Here is a 19,684-nt window from a genome sequence, read left to right on the forward strand (position 1 = left end):
GGTCGTGACGATGCACTCCGACGCGTCCCCCTTCTTCATCGGTCCCCACCGGTTCGATGCCCCCGACGACGACGTGGGCCCGACCCTGGACCGCCGCTACAACCTGCGACCGAGGCCCGGTGAGCGGGTGCTCGGGCGATACCCGCTGGTGGTCGCGGGCTACCTGCTCGGGCCGAGCGAGGTGCGACGCCGTTGGCAGTTGCCCGAGCCGGTCGCGGTGACCGTCACCGACCAACGGATCTGCTGGGTGGGCAGTGGCTCGCAGCTGTCGCTGGTCGCCGACGGGACGCACCGGGCCCGACCACCCGCTCGACTGAACGGCCTGATGAGCGGTCAGATCCGCTGGCAGTGGCCGTCGCGGTTGGAGCTGCCGGCGACCGAGCCGGGCACCCCGGCGCAGCTGCTGATCGTCTGCGACGCGCTGCGCACCATTCAGCAGCCGGCGTTGGCCCTCAGCGGAGCGGCCGCCGAGGTCGTGGCGCTGGCCCGGCAGGTCCGCAGGGCCGTGGCCATGTTCCGGCTCAACCGTCCGCAACTGGTCGACCTCTCGGCCCAGGAGCGCGACGTGCTGCTGCTGCGGGCCGGCCCCGCCCTACTCGCCGGCGACACCCGGATCACGCTGCCCGGCTCGTTGCCTGTGGAGTTCCACTCTCGGGACGACTACTACCGCTCAAGACCCGATCCGAGCTCGTGGGGCGGGCTCGCAGGCGGCGCAGCATCCGGGCATCGGTGAAGCCGACCGCCCGCGCGGCGGCTTCCACTGTGGTGCCGTGCCCGATCAGATGCTCGGCCCGTTCCACCCGGAGCAGCTGCTGGTAGCCGAGCGGGGTGAGGCCGGTGCTCGCCCGGAACAGCCGGGTCAGGGTTCGTTCGGCCACTCCGCCGGCGGCGGCCAGCTCGGCCAGGGGCAAGGGCTCGGCGTACCGGCTGTCGATCAGATCCTGCACCCGGTGCACCGAGTCGGACAGGTGTGAGCGGTGCCGCATCAGCGCGCTGGCCTGCGGCTCGTGCCCGTTACGGCGGGCGTAGACGACCAGCGTGCGGGCGATCTTCGCGGCGGTCGCCGGGCCGTGTCGGGTCGCCACCAGGTGCAGCGCCACGTCGATGCCACTGGCGATGCCCGCCGAGGTGACCACCCGGTCGTCCACCACGTACAGCACGTCGCGGACGACCTGGGCCGCCGGGTGCCGGCGGGCCAGGTCGTCCTGCACCTCGTGGTGGGTGGTGCAGCGCCGGCCGTCGAGCAGCCCGGCCCGCCCGAGCGCGTACGCCCCGGCGCACACGCTGGCCACCGTGCCGCCGGCCGCGTGGTGCTCGGCGAGCCGCAGCAGGTCGGCGGGCGACACCGGCCCTTGCGGCCCGTGCGCCGCCGGCCGCCAACCGGGCACGATCACCAGGTCGTCCGGGGCCAGTTCGGGCCACCGGGTGTCGGCGACCAGCGGTACGCCCTGCACGGTCGGCACCTGCTCGCGCTCGGCGACGTAGTGCAGCTGATAGTCGTACCCGAGGTCGGCGGCGCTGGAGAAGACCTGGGCCGGCCCGGCGAGGTCCAGCAGGTGCAGCTGTGGGACCAGCAGGAAGACGACCCGGGTCACGACGTCAGCCCCGGCTGCCGGCGAGGGTCGCGCCGGTGACCTCGTCCACGGTGCGGATGGTCGCGAAGCGGCCCGCCAGCGCGTACTCGGTGCGGGTCACGATCTCCTCGTTCGTCAGGGTGCGCGGGTCGGCGAGGATCTCCGCGACAGTGGCGGTCTCCGGCAGGTCCCGGTGTGGGATGGGGAAGGTCAGCGTGGCGTCGGTGACGAAGGTCATCCGGTAGCCGAGGTCCGCGCCGACCCGGGTGGTGGTCTCCACGCACTGCTCGGTGCGGATGCCGCAGGCGGTGATGTCGGTGATGCCCGCCTGGGTGAGCAGTTGCTGGAGGTTCGTGGTGGTGAACGCGTTGTGCGCGGTCTTGACCAGCGTCGGCTCACCCTCGGCGGGGACCAGCCCGTCGATCAGCCGGACGTAGCCGAGGGCGGGGTCGAACAACCCGCCAGTGCCGGGCTCCGAGTGCAGGACCCAGACCACCAGGTCGCCGCGCTGCCGGGCGGCAGCCACCAGCCGGTCAACCTGGCGGATCATGTCGGGGTTGGAGCCGTACGCCCAGATCGGGCGCTGACGGAAGGACTCTTGCACGTCGATCACGACGAGTGCTGCTCTGCTCATGACGTCGATCCTGGTTGGACGCCGTTCGCGCCGGCAGACACCATTCTGCCCGGGTGCGGAACGATCCGGCCAATCAGGCGTCAGGCCACCTCGCGTCAGGCGCTGGGGGCGCGCTGCTCGGCGGCGGCGTCCAGAGCGGCGGCCTCCTCCGGTGAGGGCGCGCTGCCGCCCAGGTGCGCGGGCTGCCACCAGGTGTCGTCCGGGCCGGCCGGGGTGTCCGGATAGTCCCGCTGCGCGCGGTCGACGAGGGCGCTGAGCCGGGTGGTCAGCTCGGCGGCCAGCACGTTCGGGTCCGGGAAGTCCGCCGGGTTGATGGGCTCGCCGATCAGGATGGTGATCGGCGTGTGCCGGCGGGTCAGGGTGCGCGGGCGGCCCTTGGTCCAGAGGCGCTGGGTGCCCCACAACGCGACGGGCAGCACCGGCACCTTCGCCGAGCGGGCCATCCGGACCGTGCCGCTCTTGAGCTCCTTGACCGTGAACGACCGGCTGATCGTCGCCTCGGGGAAGACGCCGACGACCTCGCCCTGCTTGAGCGCGCCCACCGCAGCGCGGAACGAGGCCGCGCCGGCCTGCCGGTCCACCGGAATGTGCCGCATCCCACGCATCAGCGGGCCGGAGATCTTGTGGGTGAAGACCGAATCCTTTGCCATGAAGCGGACCAGCCGGCCCGACGCGTTCGCGCCCAGACCGGCGAAGATGAAGTCGAGGTAGCTGACGTGGTTGCTGGCCAGCACCGCCCCGCCCGTTCGGGGTACGTGGTGGGCGCCCTCGATGGTGATCTTCAGGTCGAGGACCCGGAACAGCGTCTTGGCGGCGGCGATAACGGGCGGGTACACGAGCTCCGGCATTCGCAGAATCTACCCTGACCGGCTGGGGATCGGCTGGGTGGAGAACCGGCGGCGACGCAGGTGGCGCGGCACCGCCGGTTCGGCGGTCCAGTCGGTCAGTCGCCGAGGTTGTTCAGGTCCAGTCGACCTCTGGCGAACGCGTCCACCCGGCCCCAACGACCGGGGATGTCCAGCACCTCGATGCGACCCATCCCCACCGGCAGCCGTGGCTCGACCGCCAGGTGCCCCTCGTGCGGCTCCAGACCGAGCATGGTGCGCAGCAGCAACAGCGGCGTACCTGTCGACCAGGCCTGCGGGCTGCACGCCGTCGGGTACTCCACCGGGAACTTGGTCAGCTCCCGCGGGTAGCCGCCGAACGCCTCCGGCAACCGGCCGTCGAAGTACGTGGCCGCGTCCAGGATGCCGTTGGCGATGGTCGCGGCCTCCTCGGCGAAGCCGTAGCGGCGCAGACCCCAGGCGATGAACGAGTTGTCGAACGGCCAGATCGTGCCGTTGTGGTAGCCGATGGGGTTGTAGCGGGCCTCCCCCTCGGCGAGGGTGCGCACCCCCCAGCCGGAGAAGAGCCGCGGCCCGACCAGGTGCGCGGCGAGCTTCTCCGCCCGCTCGGGTTCGACGATCCCGCTCCACAGCAGGTGGCCGATGTTGGAGCTGAGGATGTCGCACTGCCGGCCGTCCGGGTCCAGGGCCAGGGCGAAATACTCGCCGTCGTCCACCCACCAGTCCCGGTTGAACCGCTCCTTCAGCTCTGCCGCCTCCCGCTCCAACTGGTCGGCGAACCCCGGATCATCCCAGAACTCGCGCGCCAACCGGGCCGCGCGCACCTTCGCGTCGTACGCGTACCCCTGCACCTCGCAGGTGGCCCGTGGGAACGGCGGGAGCGTGCCGTCCGAGTAGGAGATCGAGTCCCAGGAGTCCTTCCAGCACTGGTTCTCCAGGCCGGTGTCGGTGTTGCGTCGCTCGTACCAGATGTAGCCGGTGCCGACCAGGTCGGCGTAGTTGTCGATCCACCTCAGGGCCGCCCGGGACTCCTGCTCCAACTCCTTGACCAGCGCCACGTCCCCGCTCCACCGCTCGTACTCGTCGAGCAGCACGATGAACAGCGGCGTCGCGTCGACCGAGCCGTAGTACGGCGAGTGTGGCTGTTCCTCGAAGGCCGCGGTTTCGCCGTAGCGCATCTCGTGCAGGATGCGCCCCGGATCCTCGTCCCGAAAGTCGTCGAACCGGCTGCCCTGCAGGGACGCCAGGATGCGCAGCGTCGTCTTCGACAGCTGCGGGGTGAACGGCAGCGTCTGCAGGCAGGTGAGGATGCTGTCCCGGCCGAACATGGTCATGAACCAGGGCAGACCGGCGGCGGGCAGTGTGGCGCCGCCCAGCGACAGCGGCGAGAAGCGCAGCGCCGCCAGGTCGATCAGACTGCGCCGGTACGTGCTGGCCACCCGGCCGTGCTCACTGTTGACCTTCGGCGCGTCGGCGATCCACTTCTCCAGGTCGTGCTGGAGAGCGAGCCGCTCGGTGCCGTGTTTGCGAAGCCCGAACCGCAGATCCCGGCCGCCGGGCCCGACCGCGTGGGTCTGGACGTCGATCGAGGCATCCCACTGCTCGTTGGGCTCCAGGTGGACCGTGTACGCGAAGCCCCTGCTGTCGTAGCGGGCCGACATCGACGACGAGATGACAGTCTCCCGGCGGAAGTTCCCCCGCCGGTACCCCAGCCGCAGCCGGTCCGACTCCACCTCGGTGTAGATCTCGCCCTTCTTGTTCAGGATCTCGTCCTTGACCTGGAACAGGTCGGCGAAATCCGACGCCGCGTCCATCCGGACTTCCAGGTCGACCGGCTTCTCGTCGTGGTTGAGGATGGTCAACTGCTCACAGAAGCTGCCGCCGACGGTGCGCTCCCGGATGATCGACAGCTTCGCGTCCACGTAGTGCGTGGCCACCCCCGGGACCAGGAAGAATCGCGACTCGAAGTACTGGAGGTCGTCGTAGGAGAGCGAGTTGAGTCGCTCACCGTTGACGGTCAGCACCCAGGTCGACAGGAACCGGGTGTCGATGGAGAAGAGCCCGGTGGGCTCGCTCGGCGTCGCCTCGATGTCACCGGTGTCCTCGCAGACGACGAACGTGTTGCCGTCCAGGATCCGGACCGTGTTGCTCTGCCCCATCAGTGCACCTCCCCGGCGAATCGCCGACGTGGCCCACGGGCGTCCGGGGAACCCGGGAAGATCCGCTCCACCTGTACGACGAGACGAGCGTCGCCCGACACCGTCATGTCCCCCCGCAACAGCGCGGCCAGGCCGTGCTCGCGCCCAGAGGCGATGTCGTCGAAGAGGACCGGGCTGGCGCCGATCACCGTGTCGGCCTCCTGGTCCTCCTGACTGACGTTCAGCCGGCCGTGGTCGATCCTCAGCAGCCAGTGCCGGGTCTGCGCCCCCTCGTGCAGGTCGATCCGCAGCGTCCCGGAGGTCTTGGCCAGCAGGGGTTCGTACCCCCGCCGGTCCAGGTCCTCGAAGAACCTCGTGGTCGCGTCCACCATCGGGTCCACTCCTCCCAGTTGCCGGGCCGGGGATCCCACCCACCGCGCTCGCGTCGCACGGACGGCCGGCGTTGCACGTCCCCGCACGGGTCCCCCCCGCTCCCCCGATCAACCTCGCCCCATTCGGGTGAGCCCTCGCCCCGTTCCGGTGGGACGCCACAGCGCCGGCCCTCCCGGAAAGGGAGAGCCGGCGCGCGCCGCGGCGGACGGGTCAGTTGTTCGGGTCGTCGGCGCTGATGTCGGCCAGGACCGACTGCGGTTCGCGCTCGACCGCGAGGTCACCCATCGACACCAGGCCGATCAGGCGCCCGTCGTCGATCACCGGAAGTCGGCGTACGGCGTACGTCCGCATCAGGTCCGCGGCGGCCACGGCATCGTCGTACTGACTCACCGTGATCACGTCGCGAGTGGTGATCTGGCTCAACCGGGTCGAGCCCGGGTCCATGTTCTCCGCGACACCTCGGACCGTGATGTCCCGGTCCGTGACGATGCCCACCACACTGTCACCGTCGGTCACCACCACATCGCCAATCGCACTGTCACGCATCTCCTGCGCGGCGGCGATGAGTGTGTCGTTGCCGTCCATCGTCACCAACCGGGTCGTCATGAACTCTCCGACCGTTGTCATGGTGCTCCCCTCTCGGTGTCGGCACGGCCGTCTACCCGCCGCGCGGGAGGGGGTAACGCCGACGGCCCCGGCCTATCGACGCGGGTGCCGCAGGCGTCGAAGTTCGTAGAGGCCGCTGCTGGTCAGGCTGTAGAACGCCGGCAACAGCAGGAAGATCACCAGCGCGATCAGCGGGCTGGTGAGGAATCCGACCAGGATCGCCAGCGCGTACCCCAGGAGGCCGACCGCGGCCCGGGCCCGTTCGACCGGAAAGAACCGACGCGGCACCGTCTGGTCCAGCAGGTCGTGATGCCGGGCGAGGTAGTGGTACAGCCCCAGCCAGCTCACCGAGACCAGCACGCCGACCAGGCCGTAGACGACCACGCCGGTCCGCTGGTCCGCCTGGTCGCCGTCCCGCATGGCCTGCGAGACGACCGAGGTGGCGAACGGCAACAGCGCGGTGCTGAACAGCACCCCGAGGTTGTACCACTGGAGGGCCTTTCCACTGTTCACCACACGATTGAAGGCTGCTCGGTGGTTCAGCCAGTTCACTGCCACGTAGACATACGACGTGACATAGGCGAGGTACGCGGGCCACTGCTCGACCAGCGCGTGCAACATCTGACCGCGGCCGACCCGAGGCGGCTGAAGGTCGAGCACCAGCAGCGTGATGATGATGGCGAAGACCCCGTCGCTGAACGACAACAGCCGGGAGGTTTCCCGCCGCAGCGGCGGGCCACCGGGAAGGGTCCTGTCGCTGCTCGTGCCGGCGCCCATCGCCCACCCCCTCCCCGACGTCCCGCAACGACGAATCGGCGCGGTATACCCGTCGAAGGGCGGCGCATCCCCGCGCTTGGGCTCCGCTGCCTACGGTGGGCGGATGATGACGGGCGAGGAGCAACTGCGGGACCTGGTCGCCGGCAGCGATTGGCTGACCCGGGCGCTGACAGTGGTGCGTGACTCCGGGCTGCCGGACGCCTGGATCGGCGCGGGCGCCCTGCGTGACCTGGTCTGGGGCGAGCGGCACGGCGACGGGTTCGACCCGGCGCGGGTCCGCGACGTGGACGTGGTCTTCTTCGACCCGACGAGGCTGACCCGCGCCGACGACGACCGGGCCACCGCCCGGCTGGCGGGGATGTGGCCGCAGCCGCCGTGGCAGGCGCGCAACCAGGCGGCGGTGCACACCTGGTACGCGGCCACGTTCGGCGGCGACCCGATCGCGCCGTACCACAGCGTGGCCGAGGCGGTCGCCACCTGGCCGGAGTACGCGACAGCGGTGGCCGTCCGCCTGGATCCTGCCGGGCGGTTGAAGGTGTGCGCCCCGTACGGCCTGGCGGACCTGCTGGGCGGGGTGTGGCGGCACAACCCGGCCCGGGTGGACGTGGCGCGGTCCCGGCAGCGGTTGGCCCGGCACCGGCCGGCGCAGCGCTGGCCCGGCGTGACAGTGATCGAGCCGGGATGAGCGACCAGCTTCGGTGGGTCAGCCTCGGGGCGGCATGCCGTAGAGCCGCTCGACGTGCAGGCGCAGCACGATCCGTCCCTCGTCGACCATGGCCTGGCGGTACTCGTCCCAGTCGGGGTGTTCGCCGCTCAACGCCCGGTAGAGCGCCACCAGCTCCTCGACCGTGTCGTCGCCGAGCTCGGTGGCCGGCGGGGTCAGTTCGGCGCGACCCTCGACCACCGCGTACGCCCAGCCGTCGTCGCTGCTGACGTGGAAGCTGGCACGCGGGTCGCGGCGCAGGTTGGCGGTCTTGGCGCGGCCGTCGGTGACCGAGACCCGGATCAGGCCCGCATCCCGGTCGAAGGAGTAGAGCACCGTGGACAGCTGCGGACGTCCGTCCCGCTTGATGGTGGCGAGCACGCCCATCGAGCGGCCGGCCACCAGATCGGTCAACGCCTGCTGGGTGCTGTCATCCGGCATGGTGTCCTCCAGGTTGGACGATCGTCTCCGACCCATCCAAGCACGACCGGCCGGCCGTCGCGGGCGACCACCCTGGATCGGCAGGGCGACCACCCGGAACGGCACCGAGCCCTCGCCGACGGTCGGCGAGGGCTCGGTGTTTCGGCGATCGTGCCGGTCAGCGGCGCTCGGCGGCGACCAGCTCGGCGAGTTGCACAGCGTTCAGCGCGGCGCCCTTGCGCAGGTTGTCGTTGGAGCAGAACAGGGCCAGCCCGTACTCGACGGTCTCGTCGGCGCGGATCCGGCCCACGTAGGTCGGGTCCTGGCCGGCGGCCTGCAACGGCGTCGGAACATCGGTCAGTGCCACCCCGGGCGCGTCGGCCAGCAGTTCGTGGGCGCGCTGCGGGGTGAGCGGCCGGGCGAACCGGGCGTTGATCTGGAGCGAGTGCCCGGTGAACACCGGCACCCGGACGCAGGTGCCGGAGACCAACAGGTCGGGGATCTCCAGGATCTTGCGGCTCTCGTTGCGGAGCTTCTGCTCCTCGTCGGTCTCGAACGAGCCGTCGTCGACGATCGAACCGGCCAGCGGGAGGACGTTGAAGGCGATCGGCTGGGCGAACGAGCGCGGCGCGGGGAACTCCACGGCCGACCCGTCGAAGGCCAGCCCGGCTGCGTGCTCGGCCACCTTGCGGACCTGCTCGTCCAACTCGGCGACGCCGGCCAACCCGGCGCCGGAGACCGCCTGGTAGGTGGAGACGACCAGGCCGACAAGGCCAGCCTCGGCGTGCAGCGGACGCAGCACCGGCATCGCGGCCATCGTGGTGCAGTTCGGGTTGGCGATGATGCCCTTGGGCCGGTCCAGGGCGGCGTGCGGGTTGACCTCGGCGACCACCAGCGGCACCTGCGGGTCCATCCGGAACGCCGACGAGTTGTCGATCACCACGGCGCCGGCCTCGGCGACGCGGGGAGCCAGCTCGCGAGCGGTGCCCTTACCAGCCGAGAAGAGCACGATGTCCAGCTCGGAATAGTCAGCGGTCGCGGCGTCCTCGACGATCACCTCGCCGTCGCGCCATTGCAGTGCCCGCCCGGCGGACCGCGCCGAGGCGAACAACCGCACCTGCTCCGCTGGGAACTCCCGCTCCGCCAGCACCTGCCGCATCACGCCACCGACCTGGCCGGTGGCCCCCACAATGCCGATCCTCATGTCCGCGAGGCTACCGACCCCACCCCCGAAACCGGGACCCCTTTCCCACCCCCCGGGTCCCACCTCACACCCCACCCCACGACTGTCGATCAAGAGTTTTGCGTCAGAAACCGTCCTTTGGATGACGCAAACCTCTTGATCAACGGCGTTTGTCCGGCATTCAGGGGAGGAGGGTTCCCAGGGCGGTGGCCTCCAGGTCGGCGCGGATCACCGCGGCATCGCCCTCGATGACCAGGGTGAGGGCTTCCGGGTGCAGGTGGGTGGCTGCCGCCGCGGAGACCTGGTCCACGTCGGCGGAGAGCAGCGACTCACGCAGCCGCGCGTGGTAGTCGTCCGGAAGGTCGTGCACCACCAGGGTGGTCAGCGCGGAGGCGATCGCCCGAGGGCTCTGCAACTCGACCGAGAGCTGCCCGGCACGCCAGGAGCGGGCCACCTCCAGCTCGTCCTCGGTCACCCCGGTGGCCTGGGTACGGGTGATCTCGCCCACCGCCTCGACCAGGGCCAGCGCGGTGACCGCCGTCTGCACGCCGGAGCTGACCGCGAACCGACCGAACCGCCGCGACGCGGCGAAGTCGCCCCGGATGCCGTAGGTGTAGCCGTGCACCTCGCGCAGCAGGTGGTTGAGTCGCGAGGTGAACGCCCCGCCGAGCACAGTGCCGGCGAGTGTCATCGCCACGTGGTCGGGGTGCGCCCGGTGTGGTGACGGGTGGCCCAGCCGCAGCGTGGACTGCACCGAGCCGGGCCGGTCCACCAGGATGATCCGCCGTTCGCTGTGCAGCGGCACCTCGATGGGGCCGCCCCGCACGGCGGGGCCACCACCGGTGCCGGCGAACGCCGCCGCGGCCAGCGCGTCCAGGTCGATCCGGTCCAGGTCACCGGCGACGATCAGGGTGCCGGGGCGCAGGAACCACTCGGAGTGGAAGACCGTGACGTCCTCCACGTCCAACCCGGCGACCGACTCCGGGTCGCCGTGCATCGGCCGTCCCCAGCGGTTCTGCGCGCCGAACAGGTCGGCGCGCAGCGCGGCGTCGGCGCGCGGGCCGGGGTTGGCCCAGTCCATCCGGAGCGCGGTGGCCTCGTCGTCGCGGACCCGGCGCACGTCGGCGGGGTCGAGTTTGGGTGTCCGGACCGCCTCGGCGAGCAGTTCCACTGCCGCGCTCAGCCGGTCCACCGGGATCACCACGCTGGCCTGGAACGAGTCCCAGTCCAGACCGGTCGACAACGCGGTGCCGAGCCCTTCGACGGCGAGAGCGTACGCGGCGGCGTCCCGCTGCGCGGTCCCCTCCTCCAACGCCTTGGCCAGCACACCGGACAGGCCCTCCTTGCCGACCGGCTCCTGGCCCGCGCCCACGTCGAGCAGCAGCAGGGCCACGGCGAGGTTCTGCCCCGGCAGGTGCGCGGCGACGACCTGACCACCGGCCGCGGTGCGGCGAACCACCGGCGGGAACCGGTACGGGCGGGCGGCGCCCGGGCCGGGACGGTCGGCGATCAGCGTCATGAGGTCTCCTCGGGCAGGTAGGTCAGGGTCACCCGGTCGGTGGCGAGCACGTCGGCGGCGGCCTCGGCGATCTGCTCGGCGGTGACACCGAGCAGGGCCGGCAACTGCTCGGCGATGCGGGCCGGATCACCGAACTGCGTGGTGTACCGGCCGAGCAGGTCAGCGCGGCCGTCGACGGTGGACAACTGACGCCACCACCCGGTGCTGAGCAACGCCTTCGCCCGATCCAGCTCGGCGGCGGTGACCGGCACTGTGGCCAGCTCGTCGACGACGTCGGCCAGCCCTTCGGCCAGCCGCTCGCCGCTCACTCCGGGGCGGGCGGTGGCGGTGGCGATCAGCGGTGCCGGTGCGTGTGCGAGGTCCACCCCGTACGCCCCGACCAGATCCGGTTGCGCGATCCGCTCGCCGTCGGCGAGGCGCTGGTAGAGCCGGCTGCCCCGGCCGCTGCCCAGGATGGTGGCGAGCACGGTGATCACGTTGTATCCCGGGCTGCCGAACGGGTAGCTGCGGTGGGCGATGTAGACCCGCGGCGCCGGCACGTCGGCGCTCACCGATTCGACGGCCGTCTGGCCGGTCGCGGGGACGTTGCGGCCGTCCGGTGCCGGCGGGATGTCGTCGCGGGCGGGCAGCGCGCCGAAGTACTTGTCGGCGAGCGCGAACACGTCGGAGGCGGTGGCGTCGCCGACCACTGTGAGCACCGCGTTGTTCGGCGCGTAGTAGGTCCGGTGGAACGCCTGGAAGGTGGCCAGGTCGGCGGCGTTCAGGTCGGCCATCGAGCCGATCGTCGCGTGGTGGTAGGGGTGCCCCGGCGGGTAGAGCAGCGGCAGTAACCGCAGCCAGGCGTCGCCGTACGGCACGTTCTCGTACCGCTGCCGGCGCTCGTTCTTGACCACGTCCCGCTGGTTGTCCAGCGTCTCCTGGGTGAGGGCGGGAACCAGGCCGCCCATCCGGTCGGCCTCCAACCAGAGCGCCAACTCCAGGTGCTCGGCCGGGACCGTCTCGAAATAGTTGGTCCGGTCCGGGTTCGTGGTGGCGTTGAGCGAGCCGCCGGAGCCCTGGATCAGCTTCATGTGCTCGGTCTTTGCCACGTTCACCGAGCCCTCGAACATCAGGTGCTCGAAGAGGTGGGCGAAGCCGGTCTGCCCGGCCGGCTCGTGCCGGGAGCCGACGTCGTACCAGAGGTTGACGGCCACGGCAGGCGCGGTGCGATCCTCACTCACCACCACGCGCAGGCCGTTGTCCAGTCGGGACGTCTGAATGGGCCAGGGGTAACCGCTGTCGGGCATGCCCCCGACGCTATCCGATCTCGGGGGCGGAAAGGTGACGTGCTGTCGGTCGGCGAGCCGACCCGGGCGGCATCGGAGCCGCCGCGCGGGGTACCGGAGAGCAATGACCGCCACCCCGCCTCCGTCCCGGGCCGCAGGCCGGGCCGCCACCGCCGTCGAACGCGCCAGCACCGCACTCGGCCGGCTGCGCCGCGGCCGGTTGCTGCATCCGGCCGGTCGCTCGTTCGTGGGCGAGACGGTGATCTGGGGTACGCCCGGACCGCCCACCGGGGTCGCGCTGCTGGACCACCCCGGCCGGTACCGGACCACCGTCCGGCTCTCGAAGGGAACGCCCACGCCCGGCAGTTGGCCCGACGTGCTGGGCCTCGCGCTGCGCCTGCACGGCGACGGTGGCCGGCCGTTCGACCTGTTGGTCAGCTCCAGCGGCGCGGCCCCGGTGCTGCGGAACCTGCCGCTGCCCCGACGCCGCTTCACCGGCACCTACAGCACGATCACGTGTTACCGCGCTGGTCGACGCCGCCTCTGGCTGGCCGCGCTGGCCGACCCCGACTCGGCCGACCTCGGTCGCAGCCTGGCCACGGCGGTCGCCGCGACCCGGACGGACACCCCGCGCCTGGTGCTCGCTGTCGCGTCGGCGGTGGGGCCCTGGCGGCTGGTCGGGCAGGTCAGTCTCGGTGCCCAGCTCAGCGCCGAGGAGGACGCGGCGCTCGCGTTCGATCCGGTGCGCAACCTGCCACCCGAACTGCGGGTGGCAGGTCCGCTGGCCTGGCTGCGCGACCAGACCTACCGGGGGTCGCGGCGGGCCCGTGGGGCGACCGCTCAGTCCGGCGGTTCGACAGCCACCACTGTCTGATCCGAGGTACGACGTTCCAGCACCGTGTCCGGGGCTGCGTTCTGGTCCGCCGCGCGGAGGTCAGAGTCGGCGAGGATGGCCTCCGCCTGCGCCTCCGGGTCGTCGCTGCCCACCGCCTTCTCCTCGGGCAGGAGGTGGTGCGCCCGGGACTCCACCCGGTCCTGATCGCTCTGCTCGTGTGTCATGGCACCCCTGTTACCCCGACCTCTCCCCCGGCACGCGATCTTCGCCCCGCATCTTGGGACGACAGGACGGGCGGCCGCCTCCGGTCGGGTACGCTGGCCCGGTGACGCGTTCCTATCGATGGTTTAGGCAGCCGGCTCGCACGCCGGTGACTTCACCATGAACTGACGTCACCACGGACCGAGCCGGCTGGGCAGGAGCTGTCGTTCCTGCCCTTTTGCGTACGAGCAGCCGGCTCGTCCCGGGCACCGGCCCCGGGCACTGTCGGCGGAAGGATGCCCACCGTGACGACCCCGGAGACCGATCGGGTCAGCGATCAGCGGATCGACCGTGTCGTGCCGCTGACCACGCCCGCCCTCCTGCACCACGAGTTGCCCCTCGACGCCCCACTCGCGTCGGCCGTGTTGACCGGCCGCCGCGCGGTCGGTCGCGTGCTGGACCGCGAGGACGACCGCCTGCTGGTGGTGGTCGGCCCCTGCTCGGTGCATGACCCGGCCGCCGCCCTCGACTACGCGCAGCGTCTGCGGACGGCAGCCGACCGGCTCGCCGACGACCTGCTGATCGTCATGCGGGTCTACTTCGAGAAGCCGCGCTCCACAGTCGGTTGGAAGGGCCTGATCAACGACCCCGGCCTGGACGGCAGCGGGGACGTCAACACCGGTCTGCGGCTGGCTCGGGCGCTGCTGCTCGACGTGCTCCGCCTCGGCCTGCCGGTGGGTTGCGAGTTCCTCGACCCGATCACCCCGCAGTACATCGCGGACACTGTGGCCTGGGGCGCGATCGGCGCCCGCACCGTGGAGAGCCAGGTACACCGCCAGCTCGCCTCCGGCCTGTCCATGCCGATCGGCATGAAGAACCGCCCGGACGGCAGCATCGGCACGGCAGTGGACGCGATCCGCGCCGCCGGGGTGCCGCACGTCTTCCCCGGCATCGACTTCTCCGGCACCCCGGCGATCATGCACACCCGGGGCAACACCGACGGGCACCTGGTGCTGCGCGGCGGGGGTGGCCGACCCAACTACGACGCCGAGTCGGTCGCCGGGGCGCTCGACCTGCTCCGCGCCGCCGACCTGCCGGAGCGGTTGGTGATCGACGCCAGTCACGCCAACAGCGGCAAGGACCACCGCAACCAGCCGCTGGTCGCCGCGGACGTGGCGGCCCAGCTGGCCGCCGGCCAGCGGGGGATCACCGGCGTGATGCTGGAGTCGTTCCTGCTGCCCGGCCGGCAGGAGCTCGACCCGACCCGGGAGCTGGAGTACGGCCGGTCGGTCACCGACGCCTGCCTGGGCTGGGACGACACCGCCGAGGTGCTCGACCACCTCGCCTCCGCGGTGCGGGCCCGTCGGGCCACACTGCCGACGACCGTGTGACCGCCGACACCACGGCGCACGGAACACGAGCGGGGGTCGGCTCGTTGACAGGGATGTCGGTGTGTCCAGTGTCCCCGGGCCTCACCTAAATAGCCTTCGCGGAATACCGTCCGGCTGGAGCCGCGTAGTGCCACTCGCCGAGAGGCGACCTGCACACCGACACCAGCGCCGCCCCCGGCCCACAAGGCCGGGGGCGGCGCTGTCTGTATTCGGCGAACAGCAGCGGACCGGCCCGGCCGAGTGGGCCGAGCAACATCACTTCCGCCCCTCTTCGCCCCCGCCACCTCTTCGCCTTCCTTTGCTCTGCACCCGTCCGCGCACCACCCACCCAGCGTGACTGTCGCCTGGGCGGGTGCAGAGCAAAGGAGGGTTCGCCGGGCCATCGGCCGAGAGCGCAAGCCGCCACCGAGGGTGACGTTTGACCGATTCGGCCCCGGGTAGCTGATCGACGTGACCGACGACGCATCAGTGGCCGGCGAGCCGGGCACCCAGACCCTCGACGACCTGCTCGACGACATCTTCCGGGCGCAGGAGCGGGTCACCCAGGCGGAGATCTATCGCCGGGCGGTGGCCGCCGAGCTTCCGCCGGACCTGCTCGCCCGCATCGACGCGCTTCCCGAGGGCGAGTACGCGGTGGACGAGGCCAGCGACCTGCTGGGCGGCAGCATCGCGTGAATGACAGCAGGAGGGACACCGACATGACGCACCACGAGGACCACGACGAGAAGGTGCCGGCGCTGGGTCAGCCCCCGAAGGGCAGGGACACCACGCCCGAGCCGGACTTCGCCAACGAGCACGACCGCACGGCTGTGGATCGGGACATCATCACCGGGGCGGACGAGGACGAGCGGGAGCCGGAGTCGCCGCACGGTTGGTCCGGCATGCAACGTTGAGGCGTACGAGAAAAGGGGGGCCGGCGTCTGCCGGCCCCCCTTTTCGTGTCCTGCTCGTCAGTCGTCGTCGTGGTGTGCACCCTCGGCGGCCTGCTGCGCCGTCGCGTACGCCATCTGGAGGAAGTCGGAGGCGGCGACCGCCGTCAGCGCCGTGGCCACCAGGCGGGTGAGCCGGGGCGCGAGCACCAGGCCACCGGTCAGCCCGGTGGCCACCCAGACCGCCAGGCAGAACGGGCAGCTCAGCAGCTCGCCGATGGCGTGCCGGGTCGGGCTGCCGGAATCGCGGACCTGCTCCATCACCTCGCCGCTGCCGATCGGTCGGTCGTAGCGGGTGAACGGCGCCCGCAGCGGGCTGGTCACCGCGTCCTTGGACAGCAGCCGGCTCAGCTTGTGCGTGGCGATGGAGAGAAGCACGACGTCGGACGGCGCGGGACGTTCCGGCACCGGCCGGCCGGTTGCCTTGACCAGGCCGGCGAGAGCCCCGGTCACCCCGGCGTAGGCGCCCATCGCCACCAGGTAGCCGCCGAGCGGCCGGTGCTCGTGCGGCGCGTACGCCCGGCGCAGCCGGGCCGCCTTCTGTCGCAGGCCAGTGTCGCTCACCCGATCTCCTCACATGTCGTGGTGGTGTGGGAACGGCGTCTCCCGCGCGGCCGGCTCAGCCGGCCTGGAGGTTGTCGGCGACCTCGCGTGCCAGGTTGGTCAGCGCCTCGTCGGCCAGCTGATCCGGACCGGGCCCCCCGGACCCGTCGGCCAGGTCGAGCTGGATCCGGGCGCCGCCGGAATCCGCCGGCTCCACCCGGATCTCGGCCGACCAGTCGTCGGCGTCGCCGTCGCCCCAGCGGGCGCGCAGCTCCTCGCCGCTGATCTCCGCGGCGGGGCTGCCGTCGCCGCGCAGCGGCTCCGGCAGCCAGGCCGAGGCCCGGTCGGGGTCGGTGGCGGTGCTGAAGACCACCTCGGGTGGCGCGGACATGCCGCGCACGGCACGCGCCGGCATCACGCGTCCCGCAGGCGGCTGGGATCGACCTCGCGGCCCGGGTGCCGGGCCAGGTACTCGGTCTCCAGCTCCGCCGTGCGCCGCAGGTGGTTCGCGAGTGCGGAGTCCGCCGCGTGCCGCAGGGTGTCCAGGCGGGTGCGGTGCAGGCTGTGCATCTCGCGGATCAGGTCCTCGTCGGTCAACTCCGTCGGGTCGATGCCGAGCAGGTCGCCGTCGAGGCCGGGAGCGCCGGCCGGGTCGGCGAGCTGGTCGCCGCCCCACTCGGGCACCCGCTGCTCCGGGCTCATCTCCGCACTGCCGCTGGACGCAAAGCCGTCCTCACGTACCGATCCGGTCATGATCGCCCCCCTTGATCTCGTTTGGGCTGGCGTCTAGACGATTGCCCAGGCGTGGTGATGCCAAACCATGCCGGCGAGGCGACGACTACGACACGGTGTCGGAGACCGGTGGTGCCCCCGGTACCCTCAATGTCATGAGGCGGCTCTGGACCCCGGCGTGGATCGCGCGCCACGTGGCCATGGTCGTGCTGGTCGTGAGCTTCCTCGGGCTGGGCTGGTGGCAGATCAGCCGGGCCACCGCCGGCAACAGCCTGAGCTGGGGGTACGCGGTCGAGTGGCCGATCTTCGCCGGCTTCGTGGTCTACGTCTGGTGGCGTGAGGTGAAGCTGGCCCGCCGCAGGACGGCGGAGGCCGACGCGCCGCCCGAGGATCCGGCCGTCGAGCCGGCGCCGGTGGTCACCGACGGGGCCCGACCGGCGGTACGCCGACCGGTGCGGGTGTCCCGGGTGCCGGCCACCGGCGACGTCGTCGAGGACACCGACCTGGCCGCCTACAACCACTACCTGTCATGGTTGAACGCCAATCCGGGCGCCCGGCCCGGTGACTATCCCGGCTGAGCCGGGCTCGGAAGGACGGACGAAGGTGGGCGCTGCCCTTACCCGGTACCGCGTGATCGCCTGGATCGTGGGCGTGGTGCTGATCCTGCTGGTCGTGATCGGCATGCCACTGAAGTACGCGTTCGACAACCCGGTCGTCGTGGAGACGATCGGGCCGGCGCACGGCTTCCTCTACATGATCTACCTGGTGGCCGCGTTCGACCTGAGCCGCCGAGCCGACTGGCCGCTGAAGCGGATGCTGCTGGTGATGCTGGCCGGCACTGTGCCGTTCGTCTCGTTCTACGCCGAGCGCCGGGTCAGCGCCTGGGTGGCTGCGCCGCAGCCGGAACGGGCTCCGGAGCCGGTCTCCCGCTGAGCTTGCCCAACGGCCGGTGGGCCGGCCCGCATCCGGCCCGCCGCCGCCGGTCAACGGTCAGCGGTTGGGCCGCCACGGGTCCGCCGAGGCGAGCGGGTCGACCCAACTGCCGTAGCGGTTGACCTCCCGGGCCCGCAGCAGCGACCGGGTGACCTGGCCGAACTGCCGCTCGTCGTCGGCGCTGAACAGCAGCACCTCCGATCCCTGGTACCACCCCCAGAGTTCGTGCGGCGGTGGGCGCCAGCGATCGCCGACCAGGGCGAGGGCGGCCGGGAGCAGGAACACCGCGCCAAGGATCAGGTACGCCTCGGCGGTGAGGCGTTGCAGACCGCCGGTGAAGCCGAGGAGCACCCCCACGCCGCCGAGCATGCTGGCGGTGATGACGACGGCCCGGACGGCGATCCGGTCGTGCGGACCCCGGGTGGTACGCAGATGGGTCAGGTCGGCGACCCGGTAACTGTTCCGACCCACGGTGAACCGGTCGACGGTCACGATGATGCCGGGCCGCGCGTACAGCAGGGTCGACCGAGCGCCCGGCACCGTTCGCGGCGGTCGCGTCTTTGCGCCTTCACGATTCACGGTTCCTCCCGAAAGGGGACGGTTGGCCGAGGGGGCCCGACGGCGATTCATCGCTGCCTGTCGACGGGATTCCCGGCTCCGGACTTCATTGTGTTGCGGCACCGCCAGTCGACCTGGGCATTTACCGGGTCTCGACAGCTCGCCACGAGCGGGTGACATCGCCGAGAAACAGCATCCATTTCAGCTTTTATCGGTTATCGCGGCCAGGAATCCGACGGCATAAGCCCGGAACGACGAAAGTCGTATATCCGTCAGCAGGTCGCGAAAAGGGCGATGTTGCCTCGCGCCCAGGTGTCATCAGCCACGATGGCGCCACCCAGCCCAGGGGTCCGACCCGCAACTCTCCCAACTTTGACCCCTGCTTCAACTGCGAGCGACATCCGTCCCGGGTTAGGTTGGGCGAGCCGGTCCGGCCCAGTGCCGTCCGCCCGGATGGCCCCGGCCGGTGTCGTCGAGGGCGTCAGCAGCCCCGGCGGCCGTGGGAGAGGGGCCTTCCGCTCTTGTCATCCCTGAGAAATCTGCTGCGCACCGTGGCGCTGGTCGGCATGTCGGCCGCGCTGATCGCCCCGACGGCGGTGGCCCAGGCCGAGCCGTCCCCCGCCGACCTGACCCGCCGGATCGAGACGTCCTCGGCCGAGTTGGAGCGGGTCGTCGAGTCATACAACAAGCTGCGTGAGGAGATCAAGGCGAACGAGGCCGCCGTGGCCCGATTACAGACCCGCATCGGCCCGCTCGAACAGCAGGTCGAGCAGAGTCGAGCCGACGTGGCGGAGCTTGCCTCCACCGCGTACAAGAGTGGCGGCCTGCGCACCGCGGACGCCCTGCTGCGTCCCGGCGGCTCGGCCGCGCTCCTGGACCGACTCGGCGCCATCGAGCAGTTGACCCGCCAGCGGCAGGAGCGCATCTCCGGCTTCACGGCCGACCAGCAGCGGCTGCTCGACGAGAAGGCCCGCCTGGGCGCGACATTGACCCGGCAGGCCGCACAGGCTCGCCAGCTCGCCACCGGTAAGAAGCAGATCGAGCAGGATCTGGCCAAGCTCTACGAGCTGCGCCGGCAGGCATACGGGGCCGCCACCGAGCGACCCGAGCCCAAGGCGGCGACGACCGAGGCCAAGAACGTGCCCGCCGTGTCCGGTGCTGCCGGCACAGCGGTGCGTTACGCGTTCGGCGCGATCGGCAAGCCGTACGTCTGGGCAGCCGACGGACCGAACGGCTACGACTGTTCCGGTCTGACCTCGGCGGCCTGGCGGGCGGCCGGGAAGTCCCTACCGCACAACACCAGGATGCAGTGGAGCGCTGTCGCCCACATCGGGCGGGGCGAGCTACGCCCCGGCGACCTGGTCTTCTACAGCGGGCTCGGGCACGTCGCCCTCTACGTCGGCGACGGTCAGGTGATCGACGCGCCCAGCGCCGGTCGCAACGTGCTCAAGCGTGGCATGAACATGATGTCCATCCAGGGTTACGGCCGCGTCCGCTAACCACGA

The 19,684-nt window shown here is 71.4% G+C and carries 25 protein-coding genes; 9 read left to right on the plus strand and 16 right to left on the minus strand.

Going from position 1 to position 19,684, the window contains the following annotated elements:
* The first annotated feature begins 10 nt into the window (after positions 1-10).
* Entirely contained in the window at positions 11-733 is a 723-nt protein-coding gene (locus NIE79_RS09335; protein ID WP_238678154.1) for a hypothetical protein, read from the plus strand.
* Here the strand turns inward: NIE79_RS09335 and NIE79_RS09340 are convergent.
* The 7 genes from NIE79_RS09340 to NIE79_RS09370 form a co-directional block, all read right to left on the minus strand.
* Positions 615-1,595, minus strand: coding sequence for a GlxA family transcriptional regulator (locus NIE79_RS09340; RefSeq protein ID WP_238678155.1), 981 nt, complete (start codon positions 1,593-1,595; stop codon positions 615-617). The genes NIE79_RS09335 and NIE79_RS09340 overlap by 119 nt on opposite strands.
* A gap of 4 nt (positions 1,596-1,599) precedes the next feature.
* The gene (locus tag NIE79_RS09345) at positions 1,600-2,208 is read right to left on the minus strand and encodes an isochorismatase family protein (protein ID WP_238678156.1); all 609 of its coding nucleotides are present in this window, start codon (positions 2,206-2,208) and stop codon (positions 1,600-1,602) included.
* Between the two features lie 95 nt (positions 2,209-2,303).
* Positions 2,304-3,056: a lysophospholipid acyltransferase family protein gene (locus NIE79_RS09350; protein WP_196919406.1), complete on the minus strand. Its 753-nt coding sequence runs from the start codon at positions 3,054-3,056 to the stop codon at positions 2,304-2,306.
* Positions 3,057-3,151: 95 nt separating this feature from the next.
* Positions 3,152-5,212, minus strand: coding sequence for an amylo-alpha-1,6-glucosidase (locus tag NIE79_RS09355; RefSeq protein ID WP_238678157.1), 2,061 nt, complete (start codon positions 5,210-5,212; stop codon positions 3,152-3,154).
* Positions 5,212-5,583 carry an SCP2 sterol-binding domain-containing protein gene (locus tag NIE79_RS09360; protein WP_091405597.1) on the minus strand — a complete coding sequence of 124 codons (372 nt, stop codon included), beginning with the start codon at positions 5,581-5,583 and terminating at the stop codon, positions 5,212-5,214. The genes NIE79_RS09355 and NIE79_RS09360 overlap by 1 nt, the downstream gene beginning before the upstream one ends.
* Positions 5,584-5,794: 211 nt before the next feature.
* Entirely contained in the window at positions 5,795-6,211 is a 417-nt protein-coding gene (locus NIE79_RS09365) for a CBS domain-containing protein (RefSeq protein ID WP_091405600.1), read from the minus strand.
* A 72-nt stretch (positions 6,212-6,283) separates the two neighbouring features.
* Positions 6,284-6,967, minus strand: a complete 684-nt coding sequence (locus NIE79_RS09370) for a TMEM175 family protein (protein ID WP_238678158.1) — start codon at positions 6,965-6,967, stop codon at positions 6,284-6,286.
* Positions 6,968-7,070: 103 nt separating this feature from the next.
* Between NIE79_RS09370 and NIE79_RS09375 the strand changes: the two genes are divergently transcribed.
* Positions 7,071-7,652 carry a nucleotidyltransferase family protein gene (locus NIE79_RS09375; protein ID WP_238678159.1) on the plus strand — a complete coding sequence of 194 codons (582 nt, stop codon included), beginning with the start codon at positions 7,071-7,073 and terminating at the stop codon, positions 7,650-7,652.
* 18 nt (positions 7,653-7,670) lie between these two features.
* On the opposite strand, the gene NIE79_RS09380 is transcribed toward NIE79_RS09375, so the two are convergent.
* The 4 genes from NIE79_RS09380 to NIE79_RS09395 all read right to left on the minus strand — a co-directional run bounded on the left by NIE79_RS09380 (position 7,671) and on the right by NIE79_RS09395 (position 12,078).
* Positions 7,671-8,111: a PPOX class F420-dependent oxidoreductase gene (locus NIE79_RS09380; protein WP_238678160.1), complete on the minus strand. Its 441-nt coding sequence runs from the start codon at positions 8,109-8,111 to the stop codon at positions 7,671-7,673.
* A 157-nt stretch (positions 8,112-8,268) separates the two neighbouring features.
* On the minus strand, positions 8,269-9,294 hold the full coding sequence (locus NIE79_RS09385; protein WP_238678161.1) for an aspartate-semialdehyde dehydrogenase: 1,026 nt from the start codon (positions 9,292-9,294) through the stop codon (positions 8,269-8,271).
* A gap of 160 nt (positions 9,295-9,454) precedes the next feature.
* Entirely contained in the window at positions 9,455-10,792 is a 1,338-nt protein-coding gene (locus tag NIE79_RS09390; protein WP_238678162.1) for a M16 family metallopeptidase, read from the minus strand.
* Positions 10,789-12,078, minus strand: a complete 1,290-nt coding sequence (locus NIE79_RS09395; RefSeq protein WP_238678163.1) for a M16 family metallopeptidase — start codon at positions 12,076-12,078, stop codon at positions 10,789-10,791. The genes NIE79_RS09390 and NIE79_RS09395 overlap by 4 nt, the downstream gene beginning before the upstream one ends.
* Before the next feature lie 103 nt (positions 12,079-12,181).
* Here NIE79_RS09395 and NIE79_RS09400 point away from each other — a divergent pair, with 103 nt between their 5' ends.
* Complete coding sequence (locus tag NIE79_RS09400) at positions 12,182-12,931, plus strand: phosphodiesterase (RefSeq protein WP_238678164.1); 750 nt, start codon at positions 12,182-12,184, stop codon at positions 12,929-12,931.
* On the opposite strand, the gene NIE79_RS09405 is transcribed toward NIE79_RS09400, so the two are convergent.
* Positions 12,898-13,116 (minus strand): hypothetical protein, encoded by a 219-nt coding sequence (locus tag NIE79_RS09405; RefSeq protein WP_238678165.1) that lies wholly within the window; start codon positions 13,114-13,116, stop codon positions 12,898-12,900. The two genes, NIE79_RS09400 and NIE79_RS09405, sit on opposite strands and share 34 nt — an antisense overlap.
* Positions 13,117-13,389: 273 nt before the next feature.
* Between NIE79_RS09405 and NIE79_RS09410 the strand changes: the two genes are divergently transcribed.
* From NIE79_RS09410 to NIE79_RS09420, 3 genes are all read left to right on the plus strand, one after another.
* Positions 13,390-14,484 (plus strand): 3-deoxy-7-phosphoheptulonate synthase, encoded by a 1,095-nt coding sequence (locus NIE79_RS09410; RefSeq protein ID WP_091405633.1) that lies wholly within the window; start codon positions 13,390-13,392, stop codon positions 14,482-14,484.
* A 441-nt stretch (positions 14,485-14,925) separates the two neighbouring features.
* Positions 14,926-15,159 (plus strand): hypothetical protein, encoded by a 234-nt coding sequence (locus NIE79_RS09415; RefSeq protein ID WP_274523866.1) that lies wholly within the window; start codon positions 14,926-14,928, stop codon positions 15,157-15,159.
* Positions 15,160-15,182: 23 nt separating this feature from the next.
* A complete protein-coding gene (locus NIE79_RS09420) occupies positions 15,183-15,377 on the plus strand; it encodes a hypothetical protein (RefSeq protein ID WP_091405645.1) in 195 nt (64 codons plus the stop codon).
* 57 nt (positions 15,378-15,434) lie between these two features.
* Here NIE79_RS09420 and NIE79_RS09425 read toward each other — a convergent pair whose 3' ends face one another.
* Genes NIE79_RS09425 through NIE79_RS09435 form a run of 3 tightly spaced genes read right to left on the minus strand, consistent with a single transcriptional unit; the run spans position 15,435 to position 16,712 of the window.
* The gene (locus tag NIE79_RS09425) at positions 15,435-15,977 is read right to left on the minus strand and encodes a DUF1360 domain-containing protein (RefSeq protein ID WP_238678167.1); all 543 of its coding nucleotides are present in this window, start codon (positions 15,975-15,977) and stop codon (positions 15,435-15,437) included.
* Positions 15,978-16,032: 55 nt separating this feature from the next.
* Positions 16,033-16,371: an SRPBCC family protein gene (locus NIE79_RS09430; protein ID WP_238678168.1), complete on the minus strand. Its 339-nt coding sequence runs from the start codon at positions 16,369-16,371 to the stop codon at positions 16,033-16,035.
* A complete protein-coding gene (locus NIE79_RS09435; protein ID WP_372471436.1) occupies positions 16,371-16,712 on the minus strand; it encodes a DUF6158 family protein in 342 nt (113 codons plus the stop codon). The genes NIE79_RS09430 and NIE79_RS09435 overlap by 1 nt, the downstream gene beginning before the upstream one ends.
* Before the next feature lie 131 nt (positions 16,713-16,843).
* On the opposite strand from NIE79_RS09435, the gene NIE79_RS09440 reads away from it, so the two are divergent.
* Positions 16,844-17,266, plus strand: a complete 423-nt coding sequence (locus tag NIE79_RS09440) for a hypothetical protein (RefSeq protein ID WP_238678170.1) — start codon at positions 16,844-16,846, stop codon at positions 17,264-17,266.
* A gap of 25 nt (positions 17,267-17,291) precedes the next feature.
* Positions 17,292-17,621: a DUF3817 domain-containing protein gene (locus NIE79_RS09445; RefSeq protein WP_238678171.1), complete on the plus strand. Its 330-nt coding sequence runs from the start codon at positions 17,292-17,294 to the stop codon at positions 17,619-17,621.
* 57 nt (positions 17,622-17,678) lie between these two features.
* On the opposite strand, the gene NIE79_RS09450 is transcribed toward NIE79_RS09445, so the two are convergent.
* A complete protein-coding gene (locus NIE79_RS09450) occupies positions 17,679-18,200 on the minus strand; it encodes a DUF6232 family protein (RefSeq protein WP_238678172.1) in 522 nt (173 codons plus the stop codon).
* 500 nt (positions 18,201-18,700) lie between these two features.
* Between NIE79_RS09450 and NIE79_RS09455 the strand changes: the two genes are divergently transcribed.
* Complete coding sequence (locus tag NIE79_RS09455) at positions 18,701-19,678, plus strand: C40 family peptidase (RefSeq protein WP_238678173.1); 978 nt, start codon at positions 18,701-18,703, stop codon at positions 19,676-19,678.
* The last annotated feature ends 6 nt before the right edge of the window (positions 19,679-19,684 follow it).

The organism is Micromonospora trifolii, from assembly GCF_022229005.1.
GTDB classification, from domain to species: domain Bacteria; phylum Actinomycetota; class Actinomycetes; order Mycobacteriales; family Micromonosporaceae; genus Micromonospora; species Micromonospora trifolii.

Excerpts from the sequence above, each read along its gene's own strand:
- NIE79_RS09335 (WP_238678154.1), top strand. The coding sequence starts at position 11 with ATGCACTCCGACGCGTCCCCCTTCTTCATCGGTCCCCACCGGTTCGAT.
- NIE79_RS09345 (WP_238678156.1), bottom strand. The coding sequence starts at position 2,208 with ATGAGCAGAGCAGCACTCGTCGTGATCGACGTGCAAGAGTCCTTCCGT.
- NIE79_RS09350 (WP_196919406.1), bottom strand. The coding sequence starts at position 3,056 with ATGCCGGAGCTCGTGTACCCGCCCGTTATCGCCGCCGCCAAGACGCTG.
- NIE79_RS09355 (WP_238678157.1), bottom strand. The coding sequence starts at position 5,212 with ATGGGGCAGAGCAACACGGTCCGGATCCTGGACGGCAACACGTTCGTC.
- NIE79_RS09360 (WP_091405597.1), bottom strand. The coding sequence starts at position 5,583 with ATGGTGGACGCGACCACGAGGTTCTTCGAGGACCTGGACCGGCGGGGG.
- NIE79_RS09365 (WP_091405600.1), bottom strand. The coding sequence starts at position 6,211 with ATGACAACGGTCGGAGAGTTCATGACGACCCGGTTGGTGACGATGGAC.
- NIE79_RS09370 (WP_238678158.1), bottom strand. The coding sequence starts at position 6,967 with ATGGGCGCCGGCACGAGCAGCGACAGGACCCTTCCCGGTGGCCCGCCG.
- NIE79_RS09375 (WP_238678159.1), top strand. The coding sequence starts at position 7,071 with ATGATGACGGGCGAGGAGCAACTGCGGGACCTGGTCGCCGGCAGCGAT.
- NIE79_RS09380 (WP_238678160.1), bottom strand. The coding sequence starts at position 8,111 with ATGCCGGATGACAGCACCCAGCAGGCGTTGACCGATCTGGTGGCCGGC.
- NIE79_RS09385 (WP_238678161.1), bottom strand. The coding sequence starts at position 9,294 with ATGAGGATCGGCATTGTGGGGGCCACCGGCCAGGTCGGTGGCGTGATG.
- NIE79_RS09390 (WP_238678162.1), bottom strand. The coding sequence starts at position 10,792 with ATGACGCTGATCGCCGACCGTCCCGGCCCGGGCGCCGCCCGCCCGTAC.
- NIE79_RS09395 (WP_238678163.1), bottom strand. The coding sequence starts at position 12,078 with ATGCCCGACAGCGGTTACCCCTGGCCCATTCAGACGTCCCGACTGGAC.
- NIE79_RS09400 (WP_238678164.1), top strand. The coding sequence starts at position 12,182 with ATGACCGCCACCCCGCCTCCGTCCCGGGCCGCAGGCCGGGCCGCCACC.
- NIE79_RS09405 (WP_238678165.1), bottom strand. The coding sequence starts at position 13,116 with ATGACACACGAGCAGAGCGATCAGGACCGGGTGGAGTCCCGGGCGCAC.
- NIE79_RS09410 (WP_091405633.1), top strand. The coding sequence starts at position 13,390 with ATGCCCACCGTGACGACCCCGGAGACCGATCGGGTCAGCGATCAGCGG.
- NIE79_RS09420 (WP_091405645.1), top strand. The coding sequence starts at position 15,183 with ATGACGCACCACGAGGACCACGACGAGAAGGTGCCGGCGCTGGGTCAG.
- NIE79_RS09430 (WP_238678168.1), bottom strand. The coding sequence starts at position 16,371 with ATGCCGGCGCGTGCCGTGCGCGGCATGTCCGCGCCACCCGAGGTGGTC.
- NIE79_RS09440 (WP_238678170.1), top strand. The coding sequence starts at position 16,844 with ATGAGGCGGCTCTGGACCCCGGCGTGGATCGCGCGCCACGTGGCCATG.